20 protein-coding genes are annotated in these 18,098 nt (G+C 63.6%); 6 read left to right on the top strand and 14 right to left on the bottom strand.

Going from position 1 to position 18,098, the window contains the following annotated elements:
• Positions 1 to 54: 54 nt before the first annotated feature.
• Entirely contained in the window at positions 55 to 471 is a 417-nt protein-coding gene (locus AB3X98_RS16725; RefSeq protein WP_069266736.1) for a PaaI family thioesterase, read from the top strand.
• Between the two features lie 71 nt (positions 472 to 542).
• Positions 543 to 974: a cache domain-containing protein gene (locus tag AB3X98_RS16720; protein WP_368602143.1), complete on the top strand. Its 432-nt coding sequence runs from the start codon at positions 543 to 545 to the stop codon at positions 972 to 974.
• Positions 975 to 1,157: 183 nt separating this feature from the next.
• Here the strand turns inward: AB3X98_RS16720 and AB3X98_RS16715 are convergent, their stop codons facing one another.
• The 3 genes from AB3X98_RS16715 to AB3X98_RS16705 form a co-directional block, all read right to left on the bottom strand.
• The gene (locus tag AB3X98_RS16715; protein ID WP_368602144.1) at positions 1,158 to 2,132 is read right to left on the bottom strand and encodes a hypothetical protein; all 975 of its coding nucleotides are present in this window, start codon (positions 2,130 to 2,132) and stop codon (positions 1,158 to 1,160) included.
• 162 nt (positions 2,133 to 2,294) lie between these two features.
• Positions 2,295 to 3,266, bottom strand: a complete 972-nt coding sequence (locus AB3X98_RS16710; RefSeq protein WP_368602145.1) for an alpha/beta hydrolase — start codon at positions 3,264 to 3,266, stop codon at positions 2,295 to 2,297.
• Positions 3,267 to 3,385: 119 nt separating this feature from the next.
• Positions 3,386 to 3,841 (bottom strand): hypothetical protein, encoded by a 456-nt coding sequence (locus AB3X98_RS16705; protein WP_342947231.1) that lies wholly within the window; start codon positions 3,839 to 3,841, stop codon positions 3,386 to 3,388.
• A 23-nt stretch (positions 3,842 to 3,864) separates the two neighbouring features.
• Here AB3X98_RS16705 and AB3X98_RS16700 point away from each other — a divergent pair, with 23 nt between their 5' ends.
• On the top strand, positions 3,865 to 4,416 hold the full coding sequence (locus AB3X98_RS16700; RefSeq protein WP_368602146.1) for a hypothetical protein: 552 nt from the start codon (positions 3,865 to 3,867) through the stop codon (positions 4,414 to 4,416).
• 18 nt (positions 4,417 to 4,434) lie between these two features.
• Here the strand turns inward: AB3X98_RS16700 and flhC are convergent, their stop codons facing one another.
• Positions 4,435 to 5,145, bottom strand: a complete 711-nt coding sequence (gene flhC / locus AB3X98_RS16695; RefSeq protein WP_069266731.1) for a flagellar transcriptional regulator FlhC — start codon at positions 5,143 to 5,145, stop codon at positions 4,435 to 4,437.
• Between the two features lie 430 nt (positions 5,146 to 5,575).
• On the opposite strand from flhC, the gene AB3X98_RS16690 reads away from it, so the two are divergent.
• On the top strand, positions 5,576 to 6,508 hold the full coding sequence (locus tag AB3X98_RS16690) for a tyrosine-protein phosphatase (protein ID WP_368602147.1): 933 nt from the start codon (positions 5,576 to 5,578) through the stop codon (positions 6,506 to 6,508).
• Positions 6,509 to 6,548: 40 nt separating this feature from the next.
• On the opposite strand, the gene AB3X98_RS16685 is transcribed toward AB3X98_RS16690, so the two are convergent.
• The 3 genes from AB3X98_RS16685 to AB3X98_RS16675 form a co-directional block, all read right to left on the bottom strand.
• Entirely contained in the window at positions 6,549 to 7,862 is a 1,314-nt protein-coding gene (locus tag AB3X98_RS16685; RefSeq protein ID WP_368602148.1) for an ATP-binding protein, read from the bottom strand.
• Between the two features lie 4 nt (positions 7,863 to 7,866).
• Positions 7,867 to 8,634, bottom strand: a complete 768-nt coding sequence (locus AB3X98_RS16680) for a response regulator (RefSeq protein ID WP_069266729.1) — start codon at positions 8,632 to 8,634, stop codon at positions 7,867 to 7,869.
• 78 nt (positions 8,635 to 8,712) lie between these two features.
• Positions 8,713 to 9,630 (bottom strand): lysozyme inhibitor LprI family protein, encoded by a 918-nt coding sequence (locus AB3X98_RS16675; RefSeq protein ID WP_368602149.1) that lies wholly within the window; start codon positions 9,628 to 9,630, stop codon positions 8,713 to 8,715.
• A gap of 480 nt (positions 9,631 to 10,110) precedes the next feature.
• Here AB3X98_RS16675 and AB3X98_RS16670 point away from each other — a divergent pair, with 480 nt between their 5' ends.
• On the top strand, positions 10,111 to 10,662 hold the full coding sequence (locus AB3X98_RS16670) for a hypothetical protein (protein WP_342947236.1): 552 nt from the start codon (positions 10,111 to 10,113) through the stop codon (positions 10,660 to 10,662).
• 85 nt (positions 10,663 to 10,747) lie between these two features.
• The gene (locus tag AB3X98_RS16665; RefSeq protein WP_368602150.1) at positions 10,748 to 11,566 is read left to right on the top strand and encodes a response regulator; all 819 of its coding nucleotides are present in this window, start codon (positions 10,748 to 10,750) and stop codon (positions 11,564 to 11,566) included.
• Between the two features lie 606 nt (positions 11,567 to 12,172).
• Here AB3X98_RS16665 and AB3X98_RS16660 read toward each other — a convergent pair.
• The 7 genes from AB3X98_RS16660 to AB3X98_RS16630 all read right to left on the bottom strand — a co-directional run bounded on the left by AB3X98_RS16660 (position 12,173) and on the right by AB3X98_RS16630 (position 18,091).
• Entirely contained in the window at positions 12,173 to 12,868 is a 696-nt protein-coding gene (locus AB3X98_RS16660; RefSeq protein ID WP_368602336.1) for a flagellar basal body L-ring protein FlgH, read from the bottom strand.
• Between the two features lie 129 nt (positions 12,869 to 12,997).
• Complete coding sequence (locus AB3X98_RS16655) at positions 12,998 to 13,819, bottom strand: hypothetical protein (RefSeq protein ID WP_368602151.1); 822 nt, start codon at positions 13,817 to 13,819, stop codon at positions 12,998 to 13,000.
• Between the two features lie 14 nt (positions 13,820 to 13,833).
• On the bottom strand, positions 13,834 to 14,034 hold the full coding sequence (locus tag AB3X98_RS16650; protein ID WP_069266533.1) for a DUF6726 family protein: 201 nt from the start codon (positions 14,032 to 14,034) through the stop codon (positions 13,834 to 13,836).
• 41 nt (positions 14,035 to 14,075) lie between these two features.
• Entirely contained in the window at positions 14,076 to 14,261 is a 186-nt protein-coding gene (locus tag AB3X98_RS16645; RefSeq protein WP_342947239.1) for a hypothetical protein, read from the bottom strand.
• Between the two features lie 399 nt (positions 14,262 to 14,660).
• Positions 14,661 to 15,623: a hypothetical protein gene (locus tag AB3X98_RS16640; protein WP_368602152.1), complete on the bottom strand. Its 963-nt coding sequence runs from the start codon at positions 15,621 to 15,623 to the stop codon at positions 14,661 to 14,663.
• Between the two features lie 174 nt (positions 15,624 to 15,797).
• The gene (locus AB3X98_RS16635; RefSeq protein WP_256094849.1) at positions 15,798 to 16,562 is read right to left on the bottom strand and encodes a FadR/GntR family transcriptional regulator; all 765 of its coding nucleotides are present in this window, start codon (positions 16,560 to 16,562) and stop codon (positions 15,798 to 15,800) included.
• A gap of 17 nt (positions 16,563 to 16,579) precedes the next feature.
• Positions 16,580 to 18,091, bottom strand: a complete 1,512-nt coding sequence (locus AB3X98_RS16630; RefSeq protein ID WP_368602153.1) for an alpha-N-arabinofuranosidase — start codon at positions 18,089 to 18,091, stop codon at positions 16,580 to 16,582.
• Between the last annotated feature and the right edge of the window lie 7 nt (positions 18,092 to 18,098).

Genomic DNA, 18,098 nt, shown 5'->3' with positions numbered 1-18,098 from the left:
GCGAGCGGCAAAACACGAGCACCCCCGCGAAGCTATACGAAAAGGACGGCATTCATGGAAATCGAAGATAACCCGGCTCTCGCGCGTCTGTACGGCGTGAACGGCGCGCCGCCGATCACGACCACGCTGGGCGCCACGTTTCTCTCGCTGAGCGACAATGCGCTCGAGGCCGAGTACGAGGGCGCCCTGTCGTTTCGCAACCCGGCGGGGCAAGTGCAGGGCGGCATGCTGTGTGCCATGCTCGACGACGTGACGGCAACGCTGGTTACCTCCACGCTCGCCGAAGGCGAGCACTGCGCGACGCTCAGCCTGAACACTTCATTCCTGAGGGCCGCAAGGCCCGGGAAGCTGACCGGCCGCGCAAACCTCGTGCGCAGGGGGCGCGGCGTATGCAACGTGCACGGCGAACTCTGGCAGGAAGACAAGCTCATCGCCACGGCAACGGCAGTGTGCATGATCGTCGCACGGTAAGTGCCGCCGCGCGCGGGGCAGGGTGGCGCTTTGTTGAGTCTGATTCGTTATCCTTATAAAAAAATACAAACATGACGTTGAATCGCAAGCTCCTGTCGATGATCGCCGTGCTGTGGATCGGCCTCGTATTGATCGGCGGCTTTGGTGCATGGCAAATGCGCTCGACCATGCTGGACGACCGGCGTGATCAATTGAAATCGCTCGTGCAGCAGGCCGAAACGCTCGTCAAGCACTACCACCGCCTCGCACAGCAAGGGGTGCTCAGCGACTCCGACGCACGCAAGCAGGCGCTCGCCGCGCTAGCGGGGCTGCGCTACGGCAAGGACGGCTATTTCGCGGTCATCGACTCGCATCTCGTGATCGTGATGAACCCGTTCCTGCAGCAAATGACCGGCAAGGACGTGAGCCGCATGATGGACGGGGCCGGTCAGCCGCTGTTCCCGAAGCTCGTGGCCGCGGGCAACCAGCCAGGTGGTGGCTTTGCCGACTATGTTGGCCGCTAGAACGCAGCACTGGTCGAAGAAGCCGCGGCTGCTGCGCACTCGTTGCGCGATCAGGCCGCGAGCTTGCGCGTGGCGATTGCGCGCTTCGTGCTGCCTGCGCAAGGATAGGCAGCATGACTGTAGCCATCCGGGTGGCGGCCGATGTGTTCGCGACTGAACCGATGTCACTGCCTGCGGGGCGGATCAGTGATGCCAGAAGAGGGGCTCCTGGCGAGAGCGGCTGTCGCCTGCCTGCGCATACTGGCTTTCCCCTGGCCATGTACGGCGATTGCGCTTGCCGGCGGCCGGCTGGTGCTCGGTGCCGGCGAGCGTGAGCAGGTGCCTCGCTTCGCGGCTCGATGCGTCTACTTCCACCGCATGCCCCGCGTCTTGCCGCACACAAGCCCATTGGCGCTCGTGCTCGCATTGCCGCGCCTCGCCGATCAACGCGTCGCGCTGCTGCTCGCGCGTGACGAGTTCGGCCTGCATCTGCTGCGCTTCAGGGTTGCCGGGCTCGACGGCTAGCGCACTCGTGAGCGCCCTGCGTGCGGGCCAGAGGTTGTTCTTGTCGAGACTCAGACGCGCGCTGGCCAGATTGCTCGCGACCTCGGGATGCGCACTCGCATAGCGCGGCGCGGCGAGCGGATGCGAGACCGCCGGCGTATTCTGCTGGGCGACGCGGCGCTGCGCCGCGTTCGCATGCGGCAGGACGGCGGGTGGCCGATTAGTCACTGCGGCGACACTGCGGCTGCTGCCGTGAGTGCCCCGCGTGCCCTTCGACCCGCTCACGGACCCCTGGACCACCTGTACGCCGAGCTTCGGCTCCCATTCGCCGCGATGCAGGAACGCATAACCGGTGAGCGCGACCGCGAGCGCGCCGAGAGCCGCCCAGGCATAGCGCGGCAACCGCTTACGCTCGGCGACGTGTTCCTCGTCGATCGAAGGGTACTCGCCGTCGTAGGGCCGATTGGCGCCAAGGGCCAGGTTTGCACGCAGGCGCTCGGCTACCCCGTGCGCCCGTTCGTCCGGCAAGCCTTCGTCAGCGCCTGCGATGCGCGCGGCAGCGGCCTGTTGATTCGCTCCGCATTGGGGGCAGAGTGCAAGCGGCGCATTGAACCTGGTCCCACAGTAGGGGCATTCCGACGGATCGGAATCGTCGTGACCAGGGGTGTTGAGCATGGGAGGAGCGCGCTTTCGCTTCGATTGACGAATTGCCGCAAAACCGGTGCCTGATGTACGCACTCATTTGAATATGGGCCACTTCGCCGCGAAGATCAATCGGCGGATTCCGCCAGTTTGGCGGATACGGACAGGCGAAACGGCGGCGAGGGCGCCTTTGCCTTATCCCTTCACGCAGCCGATGATCGTGGCGATTGCAGTGGCATCCAGCGTCAAGCCGATGTGCCCCACGCCGGGTACGATCGTGACCGGCACGTGTGCGCCCGCTTCCTCGAACGCCGCCGCGTATTCGCTGGCGTGAAAAACCTCGTCGTCGGCGCCGGCCAGCACGTGCACCGGCTGCCGCGCGCCGCGTATGTCCGCGCGGTAGTCGTCGTGCGGGCGGAAATTCTGCATCAGGTTGAACGAATACTGCGGCGTGAGCTCGTCTCGGACCTCGGGCGCGAGCGCATAGGCGATCGTCGGCAGATGATTGAAGACGCGGATGCGCAAGCCGTTAAGCATAGCGAGCACGATGAGGCGAGGTATGCCGACCGAGACCCAGCCGCCGACCTCGTTGCGCGTGGTGCGCGCCTTGTGGTGCAGGAAGGGTGCGAGCAGCACGTAACGCTCGAACAGGCGCTGACGTGTACCGCCCGCAAAGCGCAGCGCAAAGCCGCCGCCGGACGAGAAGCCGATCAGCGTCCTGGGCAGCGCTGCCAGCTCGCCCGGCAGTGCGGCGAGCAGATCTTCGAGATCGTCTTCCAACTGACCGATGTAGGCAATCGTGCCCTTGCGCCCCGATTCGCCGTGGCCGCGCATATCGGGCACGCAGGCCGCGTAGCCCGCGGCGGCGAACTGGCGCGCAAGCGGGTGGAGACTCGCGCTGCTTGCCGACGATCCATGGATGAGCACGACACACGCTTGTGGCGCGCCCGCCTGCGGCAGGTAGGCACGCCAGGCGAGCGACGCACCGTCTCGCGCCGGATAACGGCGCACCGCAGGAAGGTCGGAAAAGTCGACCTCCTTGAACGGCGCGTTGATCGATTCGAGCGGCTCGGGCTGCCTCGGGCCGCCCTTGGCGAGCGCGACGGCCGCGGCGGCGATGGCAGCGAGCGGAACGGCTTGCGAAGCGGCAAAGGCGCTGAGAACCACGGGTGGACCTCGTGTACGTTATGGGTTGATGGTCTTGCCGGCAGTGATGATAGCCGACTTGCCGCCCATATCATCGGGTCTCCGAAACATTATGCGCTCCGGATTGCGGTGCAGCGCGCTCAGATGAACAGCGAAATGATGCCGCCCAGTGTGATGCCCGCCGCGATCCAGCGCCCAAGCGTATAGGTGTGGTTCGGGTCGGCGGGCGCGTCGGGACGCTCGAGGCCTAGCGCGCCATAGACGAGCGATTTCACGGGCTGCGCGTTGGCCGGCGTCGATGTCGCGTCGGTTGCGTCGCTCGTGTCGGTGGCATCGCCGGTATCGCTCGTGTCGCTCGCATCGCTCGTGTCGGCCGCGGCGTCGCCGCTGTCCGCGCTATCGTCGGTCCATGCAGCCGCATAGCCTTGCGGCGAAATCTGCACGGCCTCGTCCTGCGATGTGGACGGCGCGACATTCGTCGATGCGTGGCTCGACTGCGTGCCGTCCTGTTCTGCCTGGTCTGAAGCCGCGCCCGCACGGAGTGTGCTCGTGTTGGCGCTACCGTTGGCGAACTGTGTCGCCGCCCCGATTTGCATGGTCGACTCCTTTCGACTTTCTTATGCCCGCAATAATCGCAGGTCCAGCGCTGAAGCGACTCACGAATAACGCCGAAAAATTCGCGATATTCCGCGGCCAATTCTTTTGCAGAGCCTGCGACAATATCGGTATCCGTAATGTCGTGCGCGTATTACCGCGCGACGTCTGTGTGATCCTCCCCACCCGCAAGAAGAAGCACGCCTCGACGTCGAATGTAGATGAAGTCTCTGCGCCTCACAAATCCGTTCACGTTCGCGAAGAGGCGAGCTTGAAGCGCCCGTCACGCCGCGAGATTTTCGAGGCGCTTTATCGCACGCACTATCTGCAAGTCCACACGCGCCTGCCCGATGCGCTCGAGCGCGATCAAAACGACGATTATTCGCAAAGCGGCGCGCAGATCGCGTGGGAGATCTGGCAGGCCGCGCACTCACACGCCATCGAGCTTGCGGCGCAGCAATGCGAGCGTCGTCAGAATCAGCACGCTCATCAGGATCACAAAGCAATCTGCCGGATTTGTGCGTGCGATATTCGCGCTCTGCAGCCGGATGCAGAGCGCGACGAGGATGTGACGTAAGGAACGTGCCGCTTTAACCTAGACAGGGACGGAAGCGACGAGGCGCAGGCGGTTCGCGGAACGCTTTGGATCGAGGGCGCGCGTGACTTCGGCGAGCGTGTCGCGCATGGTTTCGCGCATGGTGCCCGAAAGTTCGCCCAGTGCTGCTGCGGCGCGGCCCCGCGTGGCGGAGGCGGCTGCCGGGGCATCGGATTCCGTCGTGCGACTCGCGCGTGCGGCACGCGTCATGCCGGCGCGCGCGGGCGGCATGCAAATGCAGCAGGCGGTGGGCTTGTGTGCGTCGCGCACGTGGCGCACGAAGCGGCCGTGGCAAACGGTGCAGCTCGACAGCGTGAGCAGGCCGCCTTCGAAGAAGCGCAGCAGCGTCCATGCCCGCGTGAAGCTCAGCACGCGCTCGGTTTCGGCGCTCTCGCAATGCTCGAGATAAAGGCGGTATGCACGCGTGAGGGCATCGAGCCGGCTGCATTTCGCTCTATCCGTAAGAAACAGATAGATGTTGTAGAAGAGCGACGCATGAATGTTCGGCAGCCATGTGAAATACCAGTCTGCCGAAAACGGCAACATGCCCTTGGGCGGCGAAGCATTCTTGAGTTCCCGATAAAGCCTGATCAAACGATTGCGCGAAAGCGTCAGTTCTTTTTCGAGCACAGGCATGCGTGCGCCCAGCTGGATCAGCTCGATTGCGCGCAGCACTTCACGCGCTTCTTCGGTCACACTGCCTTTGTACATGACGTGGTACTCCCAGGGGCAGCCGACGACCGCCACGGTGGTCCAGGCGAATGCCTGAAATCACGGGCGATTATAAAAGCGCAACAAAGAGCGTCAAGGATAATATTTGGAAAGAATCTGGAATATCTATAAAGAAAATGGCCTGTGCAGCCGATATTCAGGTGTGGATTGAAATGGGAAATAACCGAGCATTACCACGGCAATTACCTGTTCGGTGTGAATAGAAAGGTACGGTAAGAATATAAGTACAAACCGGCGGAAAATATCAGTGCGCAATGCACCGTGGATCGGAAAAAATTATTACCGCGTTTTGCGCTTTTACCTTTTCAGGCGCATCTGCCGGTAAACTGCGGCCTTTCCGAACGCATGCGACGTGCGACGTTGCAGCGGCCCGCGCGAACTGCGGGTTCCCTTCATAAGCTGCCAACCGATGAATTTGTCTTTCTCCGCCTACACTTCTTCGTTCGCGCAGGCGCGTAAGCGTTTGCCTGTGGCCGCGACCGGCAACTTCAACCGCAGTGGCGGCGGCGCGCTCGACAACCCGCCGCGCCGCGCGCTGCTCAAGGGCACGGTGAGCCTGCTTGCGCTGAGCGGTTGCGCGAGCACGTTGTTGAGTGCGTGCGGCGGCGAATACACGGGAGGCGACGGCGCGCAGGATGCGCCCACGCCGGTGATCGGCTCCGTCGCGAACTTCCGCGATCTGGGCGGCGCTGCGCCTGGCTACTCGACGAGCGACGGCGCGCACGTGCGCCGCGCCTTGATTTACCGCTCCGACGCGCTCACGCCGAGCGCCGCCGACGCCGCGACGCTCGAGCGCATGGCGCTGTCCAACATCTACGATCTGCGCACGCCTGCTGAGATCGACGCGGCGCCCGACGTAACGCCCAGCACCGCCAGTTACCTCGCGCTGAATGTGCTGGGCACGCTCGAGCCGCCGTCGTTCGGGGGCATGCTGGCCGGCGAACTCGATGCGGCGATGCAAATGCATTGGCGCACGCTCGTGACAGGCCGCACGCAATGCTCGATCTACGGCGCGCTGCTCGAACACATCGCGGACGCACCGGGGCCGCTGCTCATCACGGGTGGCACAGGCTTGGACGTGGCGGGCTGGGCGTGCGCCCTGTTGCTGCTGATCGCAAACGTGCCGCTCGAAATCATCGTGAAGGATTTCATGCTGACCGATGCGTGGCGCTCGACGGGTGTGGATTCGACCAATCTCACGCCGCCCGTGCAGGCCAGCTATCTGCAGGCCGCGTTCGACGCGGTGCAGGGCAGCTACGGCGACCTCAACCGGTATCTCACCGCGGGTCTCGGCCTTGCGTCCGACACGGTGAATCGTCTGCGCGGCCGGCTCGTGGTCTGAGCGGCGCGCAGCGCTGAATCAACAGGTAATCCGAGCGGGCTTACACAGCGGAGCGTGCATCGGCCGGCAGCGCGATACGCACGCGCAGCCCGCCTTCGGGGTGATTGGTCAGCTCGCAGCGGCCACCCTGATTGCGCGTGAGGCGCGTCACGATGGCGAGACCCAGCCCGCAATGGCCTTCGCCGCCGCGCGCTTCGTCAAGGCGTACGAAGGGTTTGAGCGCTGCGGCCACGCGCTCGGGCGGGATGCCGGGGCCATGATCGCGCACTTCGACGATCCACTGCGTGCCTTCGCGGCGCGTGGCGATTTCCACGGGCGGCACGCCGTGTTCGAGCGCATTGTCGACGAGATTCGACACGAGCCGGTCGAGCAGCGTGCGCGGCAGCCTGAACGCCGAGCCCGCGCGCAGATCGAGCCTGAAGAGCGCATCGTCGTCATCGCCTGCATCGGAAAAGAACTGCTCGCGCAGCAGCGCATCGACATCCACCTCGGGACCCGATTCGGGCCGCTGGCGGGCAAATTCCAGGAACTGCTGGACGATATCGTTCAGCGAATCGACTTCGCGGATGAGCTGTTCGCGCTCGCGCTCGGAGCCCATCATGCTTGCACGCAGCTTCAGGCGCGTGAGCGGCGACTTCAGATCGTGGGCGACGCCCGCGAGCATGACGGCCTGATCGTCGTTGGCTTCGTTGAGCTGCTTCATCATGCCGTTGAATGAGCCGATCAGTTCGCGCAATTCGCGCGGCCCGTGCTGCTTGACGGGCGCGGGACGATGGCCGGTGCCGAATGCGCGCGCGGCTTGGGCCACGAGCGAAAGCGGCCGCTGCATCTGCCACATGGCGAGTAGCGCGAGCAGCAGCGAAATGGCGAGCATCGAACCGAACAGCGGCAGCAGGTTTCGCGGTGGCGGCAGATCGACGGGCGCGACGATCCACGTTGGCTGCCCCGCGAAACGCACCCACAGGGCTTCGCGATGGCGCAGGTCGGCGAGAATCTCGGTGCCGGGCGGCAAATCGCGCAGGAGTTGCTTGCGCAAGTCGGCAAGCGGCTCGCGTTTGGGCACTTCGAGCCGCACATCGGCGGGCATGTTCCAGGTGGGCACGAGATGCACGCGCAGGGCTGGCGCGAGGTCCATCTCGTTAGGGGGCGTGCTGGGTGCCGCGCTCGTCGCCGTACCGGGCGCTGCGCTGGTTGCCGCGTGCAGCATGAGCAGCAGACCGCGCTCGAAGCCTTCCACTTCGTGGCGGCGCGGCTGCGGCGCGAACACGATGAACCAGCATGCCTGAATGGCGAACAGCAGGAGCGCGGACATCAGCGCCATGCGTCCGAACAGCGTATTCAACGGATTGTTCATGCAATTACGCGTTCAGGCTGCGGCCGCTGTCGTCTGCTGGGGGGTTGCCTGCGTCGCCTTCGATGCCGACCCCGCTCTGCGGCACGAACACGTAGCCTTTGCCTCGCAGGGTCTGCACGTAGCGCGGCTGTGCGGGATTGTCTTCGATCACGCGGCGCAGGCGCCAGACCGGTACATCGAGGCTGCGCTCGTTGAATTCGAGGCCGTCTGCGTGGAGCAGGTCGTGAATCAGCACGCGTGAAAGCACGCGATACGGATGCTCCGTGAAAATCTTCAGGAGGACGAACTCACTGCTGCGCAATGGCACGCGCTTGCCGTCGCGTTCGAGCGTGCGCGCCATGAAATCGAGCTCGAAATCGCCGAAGCGGTAGCGTTCGCGCGCCACGGGTGCGCCCGCGGGGCCGTTGCCGCGCCTGCGCAGCACGGTCTGGATACGCAGCAGCAATTCCTGCGGATCGAAGGGCTTGGCGACGTAGTCGTCCGCGCCCAGCGTGAGACCCGCAATGCGGTCGCCCACCGCGCCGCGTGCGGAGGCGAAGATCACCGGAATGTTGTCGCCCTGCGCGCGCAAGGCGGCGAGGGCGCGCAAGCCGTCCGTGCGCGGCATCATGACGTCGAGCACGACGACCGATGGCCGCTCGCGTTCCAGCCGAGCGCCGAGATGCGTGCCGTCGTGGAGGACCGAGGCCTCGAAACCATTGGCCCGAAGAAAGCTGGAGAGGAGATCGCGCACGACCGGATCGTCGTCGACGATGAGAACGTGTGGACTCATCGCCGTATTTTATTTGATATCGACAACCGGCAGAACAGCGCGCGACCGCAGATTTCTTGCCGTAGCTTACATGGCGTGTTACTTCATGGCGACGGCGCCTGGCTCGATGGATGCCTGCGTAGCGTGCGCGGATTCCGTCGACGCGACGGATGCGCAGTTGAGTGCGCTCGCCTGGTCCGCCGGCTTCGCGGCTGCTTCATTGGCCGCGGGGCTCGCGGGCTGTGTGGCCGGCGCGTCGATGGATGCCATGCCTGCCGCTTTGGCGAACGCCGAGTTCGCGCCAGCCATTTTCGCGGTCATCGCCGAAACGTCACCCGTCGGGGCGACATCCTTTTGGGGCAGGCCATGCGCGTGTGCCTGCGCCTGCGCTTGCGCGAGTCGCGTCTGGCGCGCGTCGGCGGCCACGCCGCTCGGCATCTTTTGCAGGTGCAGCGACGCATCGGCTTCGGCACCCGCGACCTTCGCGCCCGCCTTCTTCACACTTTTCGTGCTGTCCGCAGAGGGCGCGGCCGCTGCGCTATCGTCCTTCGGCGCGGGCGGGATGCCGTGCATTTCGAGCACGGCGTCTTGTGCCGACGGGGCGAGGTGCTGGTCGACGACGCCTTCCTTCACGCGGCGCGCGGCAGCCTGCTTGCCATGCTTGAGATCGCCTTCGAGTTCGGCGATGCGGCGGTCGTACCAGTCCGACACACACGCCTTGTCCTTGCAGTTGTGCTGACGCCATTGCCACTGGCTCACGCGGTCGGCTTCGAGCGCGGTGGTGTCGGTGCTCGCGTCGAACGCGCTGCGATAGAGCGCGGCGAGTTTGTCGTCGAGCGCGGAGAGCGTCGGATCGTTGCACACGAGCCGCTCAGAGGCGGACGCGTTATGCGGGCAGTGAAAGCTTGCAGCGTGCGCGAACGGCGAGCCAGCGAGCGACGCGAACAGCGCGATCGCAGCAGCGTTCAGGCCGCGCTTCAAGAAGTGGGCGCGACGGATTTTCGGTTCTCGGTTCATGGCAGCCATGATGATGTTGAAAGAGCAGGAGAAAGACAGGAACAGCGTGTGGCTCGTCCGGCGTCGCAAAGGCGCGAGGCGCCGCAGTGAGAACCGCAGTGAGAACGATAGCGCGGCGGTGAATCCGCAATGTCTCGCTCAGCGGGGAGAATGCAGGAGCGCTTACGAAACATTACACGCGCAGCCGCCCGCGGTCGTGACCGCAGGTCGTTGAGCGCTTGTGGTGCGCGCCTCCGCGTTGAAACGGCGCACACGAGTGCCGTTCAACGCCTTACCAGGCGGGAGGTTTTTGAAGAAGTGGAAAGTGGCATTCAACATTGACCGATGTCCCGGCCATCGCGCGCATCGCTTTGCGCCGATCATGCGTGGCGAGTCCTGCAGGGAATGTGTCATGTTCCGCGCAGCCCATCAACGCATCGGGTATCCGCTCCCATGCCACATGAAATCGTGTCATACGTCAGCCGTGCGAGGGCGCGCGCGGTGAAACTCGGCGCCCCGTGCGCCGCGGCGCTTGCGCTCAACGGCTGTGCATGGACGCTCATCACCGCGGCCGATGCGACCGGCTCCGTGATCCAGGCGGGCTACGCAGTCGCGTCGAATTACTCCTCGCCTAAATTCGTGTCGGGCCGGCCGGTCAATCTCAGTTCGATCTGCATCGAGAACAATCCCATGGTCACGTCGGGAGACTTCGTGCCATCGCTGCAGCTCGTGCTCGCGCAGCGCGGCGTGACTTCGGACGTCTACGGCGCCGGAACCGAGCCGGTGAGTTGTGAAGGACGCCTCGTGTATAACGCATCGATCGAATTCGGCAAGCCGACGTTCAGCGACGAAAGCCGGGCCTATCTTTCGACAATCAATCTGACGATCTTCATGCACAATCATATTGCCGTTACGGGGCGTTACGAAGTGCACGGCCTTGGCACCGACCGCTATTCGAGCGCGGCGGTGAAGCTCAAGGGGCTGTTGGACAGCATGGTGGTCGACCAGACGCAATTGGGCAATTCATTCCAGTCCGCTTCGAGCGACCAGTAAAACGGGTGTCCCACGCGAGGCGTGGGAAAGGATTGGTAAGGCTGCGGGCCTGTACCGGCTCGTTCTCGTCCCTTACGATTTACGCATGGCAAATAATATCTTTCTCGTCGACGACGATCCGGTCGTGCGCGACGTCACGTCCGAATATCTGCAGATGCGTGGCTTTACTGTGACGACGCTGCCTTCCGTGCGCGCGATGCAGGAGCGGCTGCGCTCCGAGCGGCCGCAGGTTGTCGTGCTCGATATCATGATGCCGGAAGTGGATGGCATCAGCGCGCTGCGCGCTTTGCGCGAAAGCGGCGACGACTTGCCGGTCATCATGCTCACCGCGCGTAACGAAGTAATCGATCGCGTACTGGGCCTCGAATTCGGCGCCGACGACTACGTGGGCAAGCCGTTCGATCCGGGCGAGCTGGTGGCGCGCATTCGTTCAGTCATGCGCCGGCGCAGCATATCGAATCTCACGGGCGCGCCGGAGAGCCGGGAATCGTTTCGCTTCGGCCCTTTTGAACTCGATTTTCGTTCGCGGGAGTTGTATCGCGAGGAAGTTCGCATGCCGCTGCGTTCCAGTGAATTCGCGTTTCTCAAGCTATTCGTCAATCACTCAATGACGATTCTTTCGCGTGAGCGCATTATTGAAATCGTGTATGGGGAGGCGGGGCGGTATCGGAACCGCAGTCTCGATGTCGCGATCTGGCGTTTGCGGCGGCTCATAGAAACCGATCCTTCTGAACCGCGGTATCTTCAGACTGTTTGGGGGCATGGGTATGTGTTTGTGCCGGACGGTGAGGTGGGGTTTGCCGAGCGGTTTGGTGAACATGCTGCTCGGGAGCCGGCCGGTGAAGGCGGCAGTGAATATGCCGATGAGTTTGAAGGTGAAATGCCTGATGGTGAGGATGACTGAGCGGCTTTTTTGTGCTTTTCGTTAAACCGTTGGCATTTTCTTGTTTTCGCGTCGGTCTGCCTGGGTTGCCCCTGTGCGGGGCGGCACCTACTTTCTTTGCGGCGGCAAAGAAAGTAGGCAAAGAAAGCCGCTCAAACCGCTAATGCCTGCCACAGTTCACATCTCGCCATAAATGGTGAATGGCTCCGGAGCGTCTGTCACCTCGCGCCTTCAAAGGTAGTGACAAGGCGCTCATACTTCCGGCGGCGCTGCGCGCGCCGAATGGCATAACCCAACACCAGCGGGGCGCGTGCGTTCTCGCGAACCTTGGCAATCCCCCCTGGTTTCCCATGCAGACCCAACCGCAGCGAGCGTAGCGAGCAGCGGGATGAATGACTGCCTTGTCACTCACTTGGGTGGTGCGAGGTGACAGACGCTCCGGAGCCATTCACCATTTACGTCGAGATGTGAACTGTGGCAGGCGCTGGCGGTGTGAGCGGCTTTCTTTGCCTACTTTCTTTGCCGCCGCAAAGAAAGTAGGTGCCGCCCCGCACAGGGGCAACGCATGCATACCGACGCGAAAACAAGAAAACAAGAAAACAAGAAAACAACAAAACACAAAAACAATCAAAACGTCAGCACACTAAGAAACATACGCTGCAACCACCCAACAGTAGTCGCATCATTCAGCAACCCACGCCCCACCTGCTCGATCCGGGCATTAGCAATCTTCCCCGACTCAACGTAATTATCGGCTTCGACATCGTTAGGATTAACGATCCCGGAAAGCCGCAACCGTTGATGCTCACCGCTCATCGCGATAATCTTCTCGCCTGACACAACCAGATTACCCGTAGGCGTCTTGCTGATGACCGTGACGGCCAGCGTGCCGGTCATGTCGCTCGAAAGCGTGTGACTGCCGCTGCCGTTGAACGAGGTCGAAGCCGAGCCGATATTGAACAGGCGCGCAAGTCGCGCCGCCGCGCCGGTCGACTGGTCGGCGGCCGTGGCCGTGATGTTGCTGTCGCGTTTCGCAGCCGCATTCGCGACATCGTTGCCGCTATAGGTTTCGGAAAGCCGGATTGTGAGCACGTCGCCGATTCGCTGCGCCCGCGGTGTTTCGTACAGCGAGATGGCGGTGCCCGACTGATAGATCGCGCCGCTGGTGTTGACGTTCAGCAGCGGTTCCGCGAGCGGCGGCGTCATCGGCGTGTTGACGATCGACTCCGGCGTCGCGCAGCCAGCCAGCGCCGCGACGAGCGACGCGCACAGCAACACGTACCGCAAGCTTTTCGAACGAGTCGTCCGGCATGCGCTGGACATTGAGGATTCCGATTGATCGTAGGGCATGGCGGTCGGTCGGGTGCAAGAGTGATTCATCGGATTTGGCGAATCCAGCGAAGTCAGCAGATTCGTCGAGTTCGTTCGGGCGACGGGTTGGCGCGCATCGTTTCAGCCTTCGTCGAACTGGCTCAGCTTGAGCGTCTTCTCGCTGCCTCTGCCGCGCAGCGTGGCGGGCTTGAGCAGGTAGGTGAGCGTCGCGCGCTGGCTGTCGGGCAGCAGGCAGATGGTGATCGTGCTCGATGCGTTCTCCCACACGAGCAGCGGCAGCGAAGACGCGCCGAGCACGCGCGGCGCGCCGTAGCGCGAGGCGAGCAGATTGCGCAGGTCGAATGCCGTTGTCGAGTCCACGACGAACGACATTTCATAGAGCCGCAGCGGGTCGCCCGCCGATGCGTGCGCAAAGCGCAGGATATGGTCCACCGCGGGCACGCCGTCCACGACGGCGCGCGAGGGCGTCCAGCCTTGCGCCGTATGGTGAGCCCACCGGCAAGCGACCGTCTGGCTCGTGTAACTCTTGACCATCATGCCGATGTCGCTGCCTGCGATGTCGGTCTCGCAAAGCAGTTCGCTCTCGTGCGGCGTTGCGCGCACCATGTCCGTTTGTCGCAGCGCGCTCAGCGGCGTACCGAGCACAATGCCGCGAAACGCAAAGGGCGATTCATCCGGCGCCGGAACGCGCGGACGGGTGGGCGGTGAAGCGGGCGACGGCCGCCGTTTTCTCGCCGGCGCCGCGGGCGGTTTCGCTGCGCTTGCCTCATGCACCGCGTTCGCGGTAATCAATGCGCTCGGCGGGCTCGCCGGCGCAGGGGCCTGCGGCGCGACGTACATTTGCACGCGCCCTTCGTAGTGCGTGTCCGCATGCGCGGGCGAGAGCGGCGCGGCCAGGCATGCGCCACTCAAAGCGCAAGCGATCAATGACGCCCGTTTCATCGGCTAAACCTCGATCAGTCGACCGCCGCCGCGCACGCGTCGAACGGCACGGCTGCGGGATGGCCGACCAGCGGCACGATCTTCAGCGTGGCCGATGCGACCCGGCATGGAAAGGCCACCACGGCGCAGCCGTCGAGCGGCAGAGCCAGGCAGGCGAGGGCAATGGCCGACGCGGCGCGCGCCAGATGCGTTGACAACCGGGGTGTCAGGCACATGGGCGAGCGCTGCGTCGACGGCTCCCGTGACAGCGAAGTGGTCATGCCGAAGTGTTGATGTTGTGGCCGAGTGGACCGATCGGTGGGGCCGGATTCACGGTTTCCTGCTGCGGAAAGGGGTTACCGGCGGTACCTCCCGTGCTGGAGTTCCTGGTGTTGCGGTTTTCGCCCAGCGTCGTCAACGAGGACGTGTGCGCGATGTTGCTCGAACCGATAGGGCTGGTCATGATGGGCCTCCTTGGCGCAATGGAACAAAAAAGGGGCGCGCCGAGAAGGGGTAAGCGCGCCCCGCCTTACGCCGATCGGGGGGCAATCGACGTGCGGCGAGGCAAATCTTCGCTTCCAGAGCGTGTGCATGAAGCGGGAATCAGCGTGGCCTTTGGCCAATCGCTTACGAGTCCTTCCAGGGGTATACGAATGTGCAAGTTTGAAAGGCGGGAATTCGGCGGGGAGCCGCTGACGAGGCGCAGAACTAGGCTGGAACCGAAGGAAATCCGCAAACGCGATTTGCGCGCGGCGTGTAAGGGGTGGGGAGGACCAGAAAGGTGAGTCGAGCGCACGTTCCCAGGCTGGCTGCCTGGCTCAGCAGCCTGGGTGAAAGCAAAATAAGGTGGAAGCAGGCGGCGTCAAACCCTCTTCATGCGTTCCCAGCCGTGCCGCACGGCCGCCTTGAATCTTTCCCAGCCGCTTTCCGGGTAGCGCGACTCCCAATCCTCGCGAGCACTCGGCTCAATGCCTTGCCAGTCGTGTCCGCGATACCGCTCATCCTGGCTGAGCGTTGCGCCGTGCTCGTAGGCTGCGCAATATTCTTCGTAGGACATGCCGGAGTCCGCGTAATTTGCGTCATAGTCTTTGCGGACTTCCGTCTCGTCGGATCCGTCGTCGAGCGGGGTGCCCATGACGGGATCCCCTACGAGGCCTCTCGCCGATGTCTGTGGCGCATTGGCCGATGTCTGTGGCGCATTGGTCGATGTCTGTGGCGCATTGGTCGATGTCTGTGGCGCATTGGCCGTGCTGGAGGTCCGTTCGGGTTCCGTCGCTGTGCGCGTGGAGACCTGCTGCATGCCGCTGACTACAGTTGGCACTGCAGATGAATAGGCGGCGTGCCGTGTCTCGGCGGGCGCTTCGGGCGACGTCTGGTGAAAATTGCCGGCCGCGCGAGCCGTACTCCTGGAGGGTGCAATGCCCGACGAAGCTTGGTGCCAGGCACGGCTGCGCTCCTCGATGTCCGCTGCACCCGCGCTGCGCATCACATCGCGCGCCAGATTTACCTGCATTTCAGAAACGTCTGCACTGACGACGGTTCCGCCTCGACGGATGAACTCCCGGTAATCTTCGGTCTCCGGCGGATACGCGCCGGGCGTGAAGAGCCGCGCGAACAAGCGTTCGAGCTGATCGAATACCGGCGTGCGTTGCTCAGTATCGCTCGCGCCCGCTGCATACACCCGCGGCCCTTTTTCCACCGGGGTCTCCATCGACATCGAGTAAATGGCGATATCGGCTTGCGCGACGCCTGCGTCGCCTAGTGCCTTTTGCGCGGAACATGCGCTCCCATAGCTGTCGTAGACGCCCAATACGGTTTGCCTCATGACTGTCTCCCTTCGCTTTCGACGGGCGGTGCCGCCGCGTACGAGGCGTGGGCGCAACGGTCATGCCCGATTGCGGAACTGGCGATACGGGCGATCTGGCACCCCGGGGAAGACGTCCGATTCAGGTGCAATCGGCACAACGCGGCAATCCATGCCAACGCGCGCCTGCGCTCGTCAAGGCGCGATCGTATAACGCAGGATCCGGTCGCGCGACTGCTCGAGCAGGCGCGTCATCGCAGCCGCCGCAGCGTCGGCTTCGCGCGCGACGATGTGCCGGCGCACGGCATCGTGCAGTTCGAGATCTTCGCTAGGTTTCGCGGCCTGGCGCTGCATCATTTCCGACGACACGCGCAGCGCGGCCTTGATGGCGTTGCCGATCGTGATGAACATGCCGTTCTGCGAGGCCGTGATGATGGCGAGGTGGAACTCGAGATTCGCGTCGGCGGCCGCGCGTATGTCCGAGGCGCCATGCTGGGCAGACTGGCCGTAAGCGCTAGCCAATTCAAGGTAGCGGCGCTCGATGATCTGGAAGGTCTCTTCCTTGCCGTGGCGTGCGGCGAGAAAGCTCGCGCGCGGCTCGAAGCAGATGCGCATTTCGAAGATGTCTTCGACGATCTTCGAGTCGAACTGCGCATTGAGGCGCCACGCGAGCACATCGCGATCGAGCAGGTTCCAGTCGGAGAAGGGCAGGACACGTGTGCCGATCTTGGGCGAAACGGCAATGAGCCGTTTGCCCGCCAACTGCTTGATCGCTTCGCGCAGGGTGGTGCGGCTCACGCCGTACGCGCTGCACAGTTCGCTTTCGACCGGCAGCGCGTCGCCGGGCGCAAACTCGCCCGAGACCACGCGCATGCCGATAATCTTGGCGATCTGCGTTGTTATATTGCCAACGATAGGTTCGCGCTCGAACATCACTTCCCCTTCATGGACGTCGTGCACAGCGTGTCCGTGCTGCGTTATCGGGCGGTCGTCACAATCACGTTCCACGAGCCCGGTTTGAGCTTCGCGCGCACGCGTTCCCCCTCGACCGTCACGGCGTTGTTCACTGCCGGCGCCACCGTCGTTGGCGCTTCCACCGTGTTCACCGCTTTCATGTTGGCATGATACAACTCGAGCGCGTGATCGAGCGTACGTTCCTTGCCGAGCCCGCGCAGCTCGACATCGAGTTCCATTTCGTCGCTCAGGTGGCGGTTGAGCGCGAAGAGGGTCGTCGTGCCCGTGACGCGATCGTCCACCACCGCTGCGCAAAGATAGGGGATCTCCGGAAAGGTTTCCGCTTCATAGGTGGGAGAATCGATCACCGGTTTGAGCACGCGGCCATGGCCGAATTTCGAGGCCTGCGCGAACGGATGGAAGATGGTCTGGCGCCAAGCGCGGCCGCCAGGCTCCGTCATGATCGGCCCGATTACGTTGACGAGTTGTGCGAGACAGGCGGTCTTCACGCGGTCCGAATTGTTCATCATGGTGATCAGCGCGCCGCCCACCACGAGCGCGTCTTCGTGGTTGTAGACCTCCTCGATCAGCCGCGGCGCCTCGGGCCAGCCCGGCTTGCGCAGGTCGTTGATAGTGCGCGCCTTGTACCAGACATTCCATTCGTCGAATGAAAGCATGATGCGTTTGGACGAATGCTTGCGCGCGGCCACGCTGTCCGCCACCGAGACGATTTCCTTGATGAACAGATCCATCACTTCGATGTTGCCGAAGAATTCCGCGGTCGAATCGCGCCGGTTCTCGAAGTAAGTATGTAGCGAAATGAAATCGACCTGCTCGAAGCAGTGGTCGAGCACGCGGTCCTCCCACGCGCCGTAGGTGGGCATTTCGTGCGTGGAGGAACCGCACGCGGCGAGCTGAATGGTCGGGTCGACCGAGCGCATGAGCTTGGCCGTCTCGAGCGCAGCGCGCCCATATTCTTCGGCGGTCTTGCGGCAGATCTGCCACGGGCCGTCCATTTCATTGCCGAGACACCAGAATTTGATGTCGTGGGGCTGTTCATAGCCGTGCTCGCGGCGCAGGTCGGAGAGCGCCGTGCCGCATGGATGATTGCAGTATTCGACGAAGCGACGCGCTTCGTCGGGGCCGCGCGTGCCGAGGTTCACGCCGTACATGGGTTCGATGTCGAGCGAGCGGCACCATTCGATGAATTCGTTCGTGCCGAACTGGTTGGTTTCGGTGGAGTACCACGCGAGATCGAGCCGGCGCGGGCGTTTTTCGCGCGGTCCCACGCCGTCTTCCCAGTTGTAGCCCGAGAGGAAATTGCCGCCAGGGTAACGCACGATCGTCGGACCGAGTTCGCGCGTGAGCGCCATCACGTCCTTGCGGTAGCCGCGCTCGTCGGCGTCCGGATGGCCGGGCTCGAAGATGCCGGTATAGACGCAGCGGCCCATGTGCTCGACGAAGACGCCGAACAGGCGCCGGTCTAGCTCGGAAATGACGAAGTCGCGGTCGACGATGAGGCGGGAAGCGATCATGGTGTTC

Source organism: Paraburkholderia sp. BR14312, from assembly GCF_040948675.1.
In the GTDB taxonomy this organism is placed as follows: domain Bacteria; phylum Pseudomonadota; class Gammaproteobacteria; order Burkholderiales; family Burkholderiaceae; genus Paraburkholderia; species Paraburkholderia nodosa_A.
This window is presented reverse-complemented; position numbering and strand designations above follow the sequence as displayed.

Coding starts and splice junctions, on each gene's coding strand:
- AB3X98_RS16660 (WP_368602336.1), bottom strand. CDS start 12,868: ATGTCCAGCGCATGCCGGACGACTCGTTCGAAAAGCTTGCGGTACGTG.
- AB3X98_RS16630 (WP_368602153.1), bottom strand. CDS start 18,091: ATGATCGCTTCCCGCCTCATCGTCGACCGCGACTTCGTCATTTCCGAG.
- AB3X98_RS16645 (WP_342947239.1), bottom strand. CDS start 14,261: ATGACCAGCCCTATCGGTTCGAGCAACATCGCGCACACGTCCTCGTTG.
- AB3X98_RS16665 (WP_368602150.1), top strand. CDS start 10,748: ATGGCAAATAATATCTTTCTCGTCGACGACGATCCGGTCGTGCGCGAC.
- AB3X98_RS16720 (WP_368602143.1), top strand. CDS start 543: ATGACGTTGAATCGCAAGCTCCTGTCGATGATCGCCGTGCTGTGGATC.
- flhC (WP_069266731.1), bottom strand. CDS start 5,145: ATGTACAAAGGCAGTGTGACCGAAGAAGCGCGTGAAGTGCTGCGCGCA.
- AB3X98_RS16705 (WP_342947231.1), bottom strand. CDS start 3,841: ATGCAAATCGGGGCGGCGACACAGTTCGCCAACGGTAGCGCCAACACG.
- AB3X98_RS16675 (WP_368602149.1), bottom strand. CDS start 9,630: ATGAACCGAGAACCGAAAATCCGTCGCGCCCACTTCTTGAAGCGCGGC.
- AB3X98_RS16655 (WP_368602151.1), bottom strand. CDS start 13,819: ATGAAACGGGCGTCATTGATCGCTTGCGCTTTGAGTGGCGCATGCCTG.
- AB3X98_RS16715 (WP_368602144.1), bottom strand. CDS start 2,132: ATGCTCAACACCCCTGGTCACGACGATTCCGATCCGTCGGAATGCCCC.
- AB3X98_RS16685 (WP_368602148.1), bottom strand. CDS start 7,862: ATGAACAATCCGTTGAATACGCTGTTCGGACGCATGGCGCTGATGTCC.
- AB3X98_RS16640 (WP_368602152.1), bottom strand. CDS start 15,623: ATGAGGCAAACCGTATTGGGCGTCTACGACAGCTATGGGAGCGCATGT.
- AB3X98_RS16650 (WP_069266533.1), bottom strand. CDS start 14,034: ATGTGCCTGACACCCCGGTTGTCAACGCATCTGGCGCGCGCCGCGTCG.
- AB3X98_RS16700 (WP_368602146.1), top strand. CDS start 3,865: ATGCCCGCAATAATCGCAGGTCCAGCGCTGAAGCGACTCACGAATAAC.
- AB3X98_RS16690 (WP_368602147.1), top strand. CDS start 5,576: ATGAATTTGTCTTTCTCCGCCTACACTTCTTCGTTCGCGCAGGCGCGT.
- AB3X98_RS16680 (WP_069266729.1), bottom strand. CDS start 8,634: ATGAGTCCACACGTTCTCATCGTCGACGACGATCCGGTCGTGCGCGAT.
- AB3X98_RS16725 (WP_069266736.1), top strand. CDS start 55: ATGGAAATCGAAGATAACCCGGCTCTCGCGCGTCTGTACGGCGTGAAC.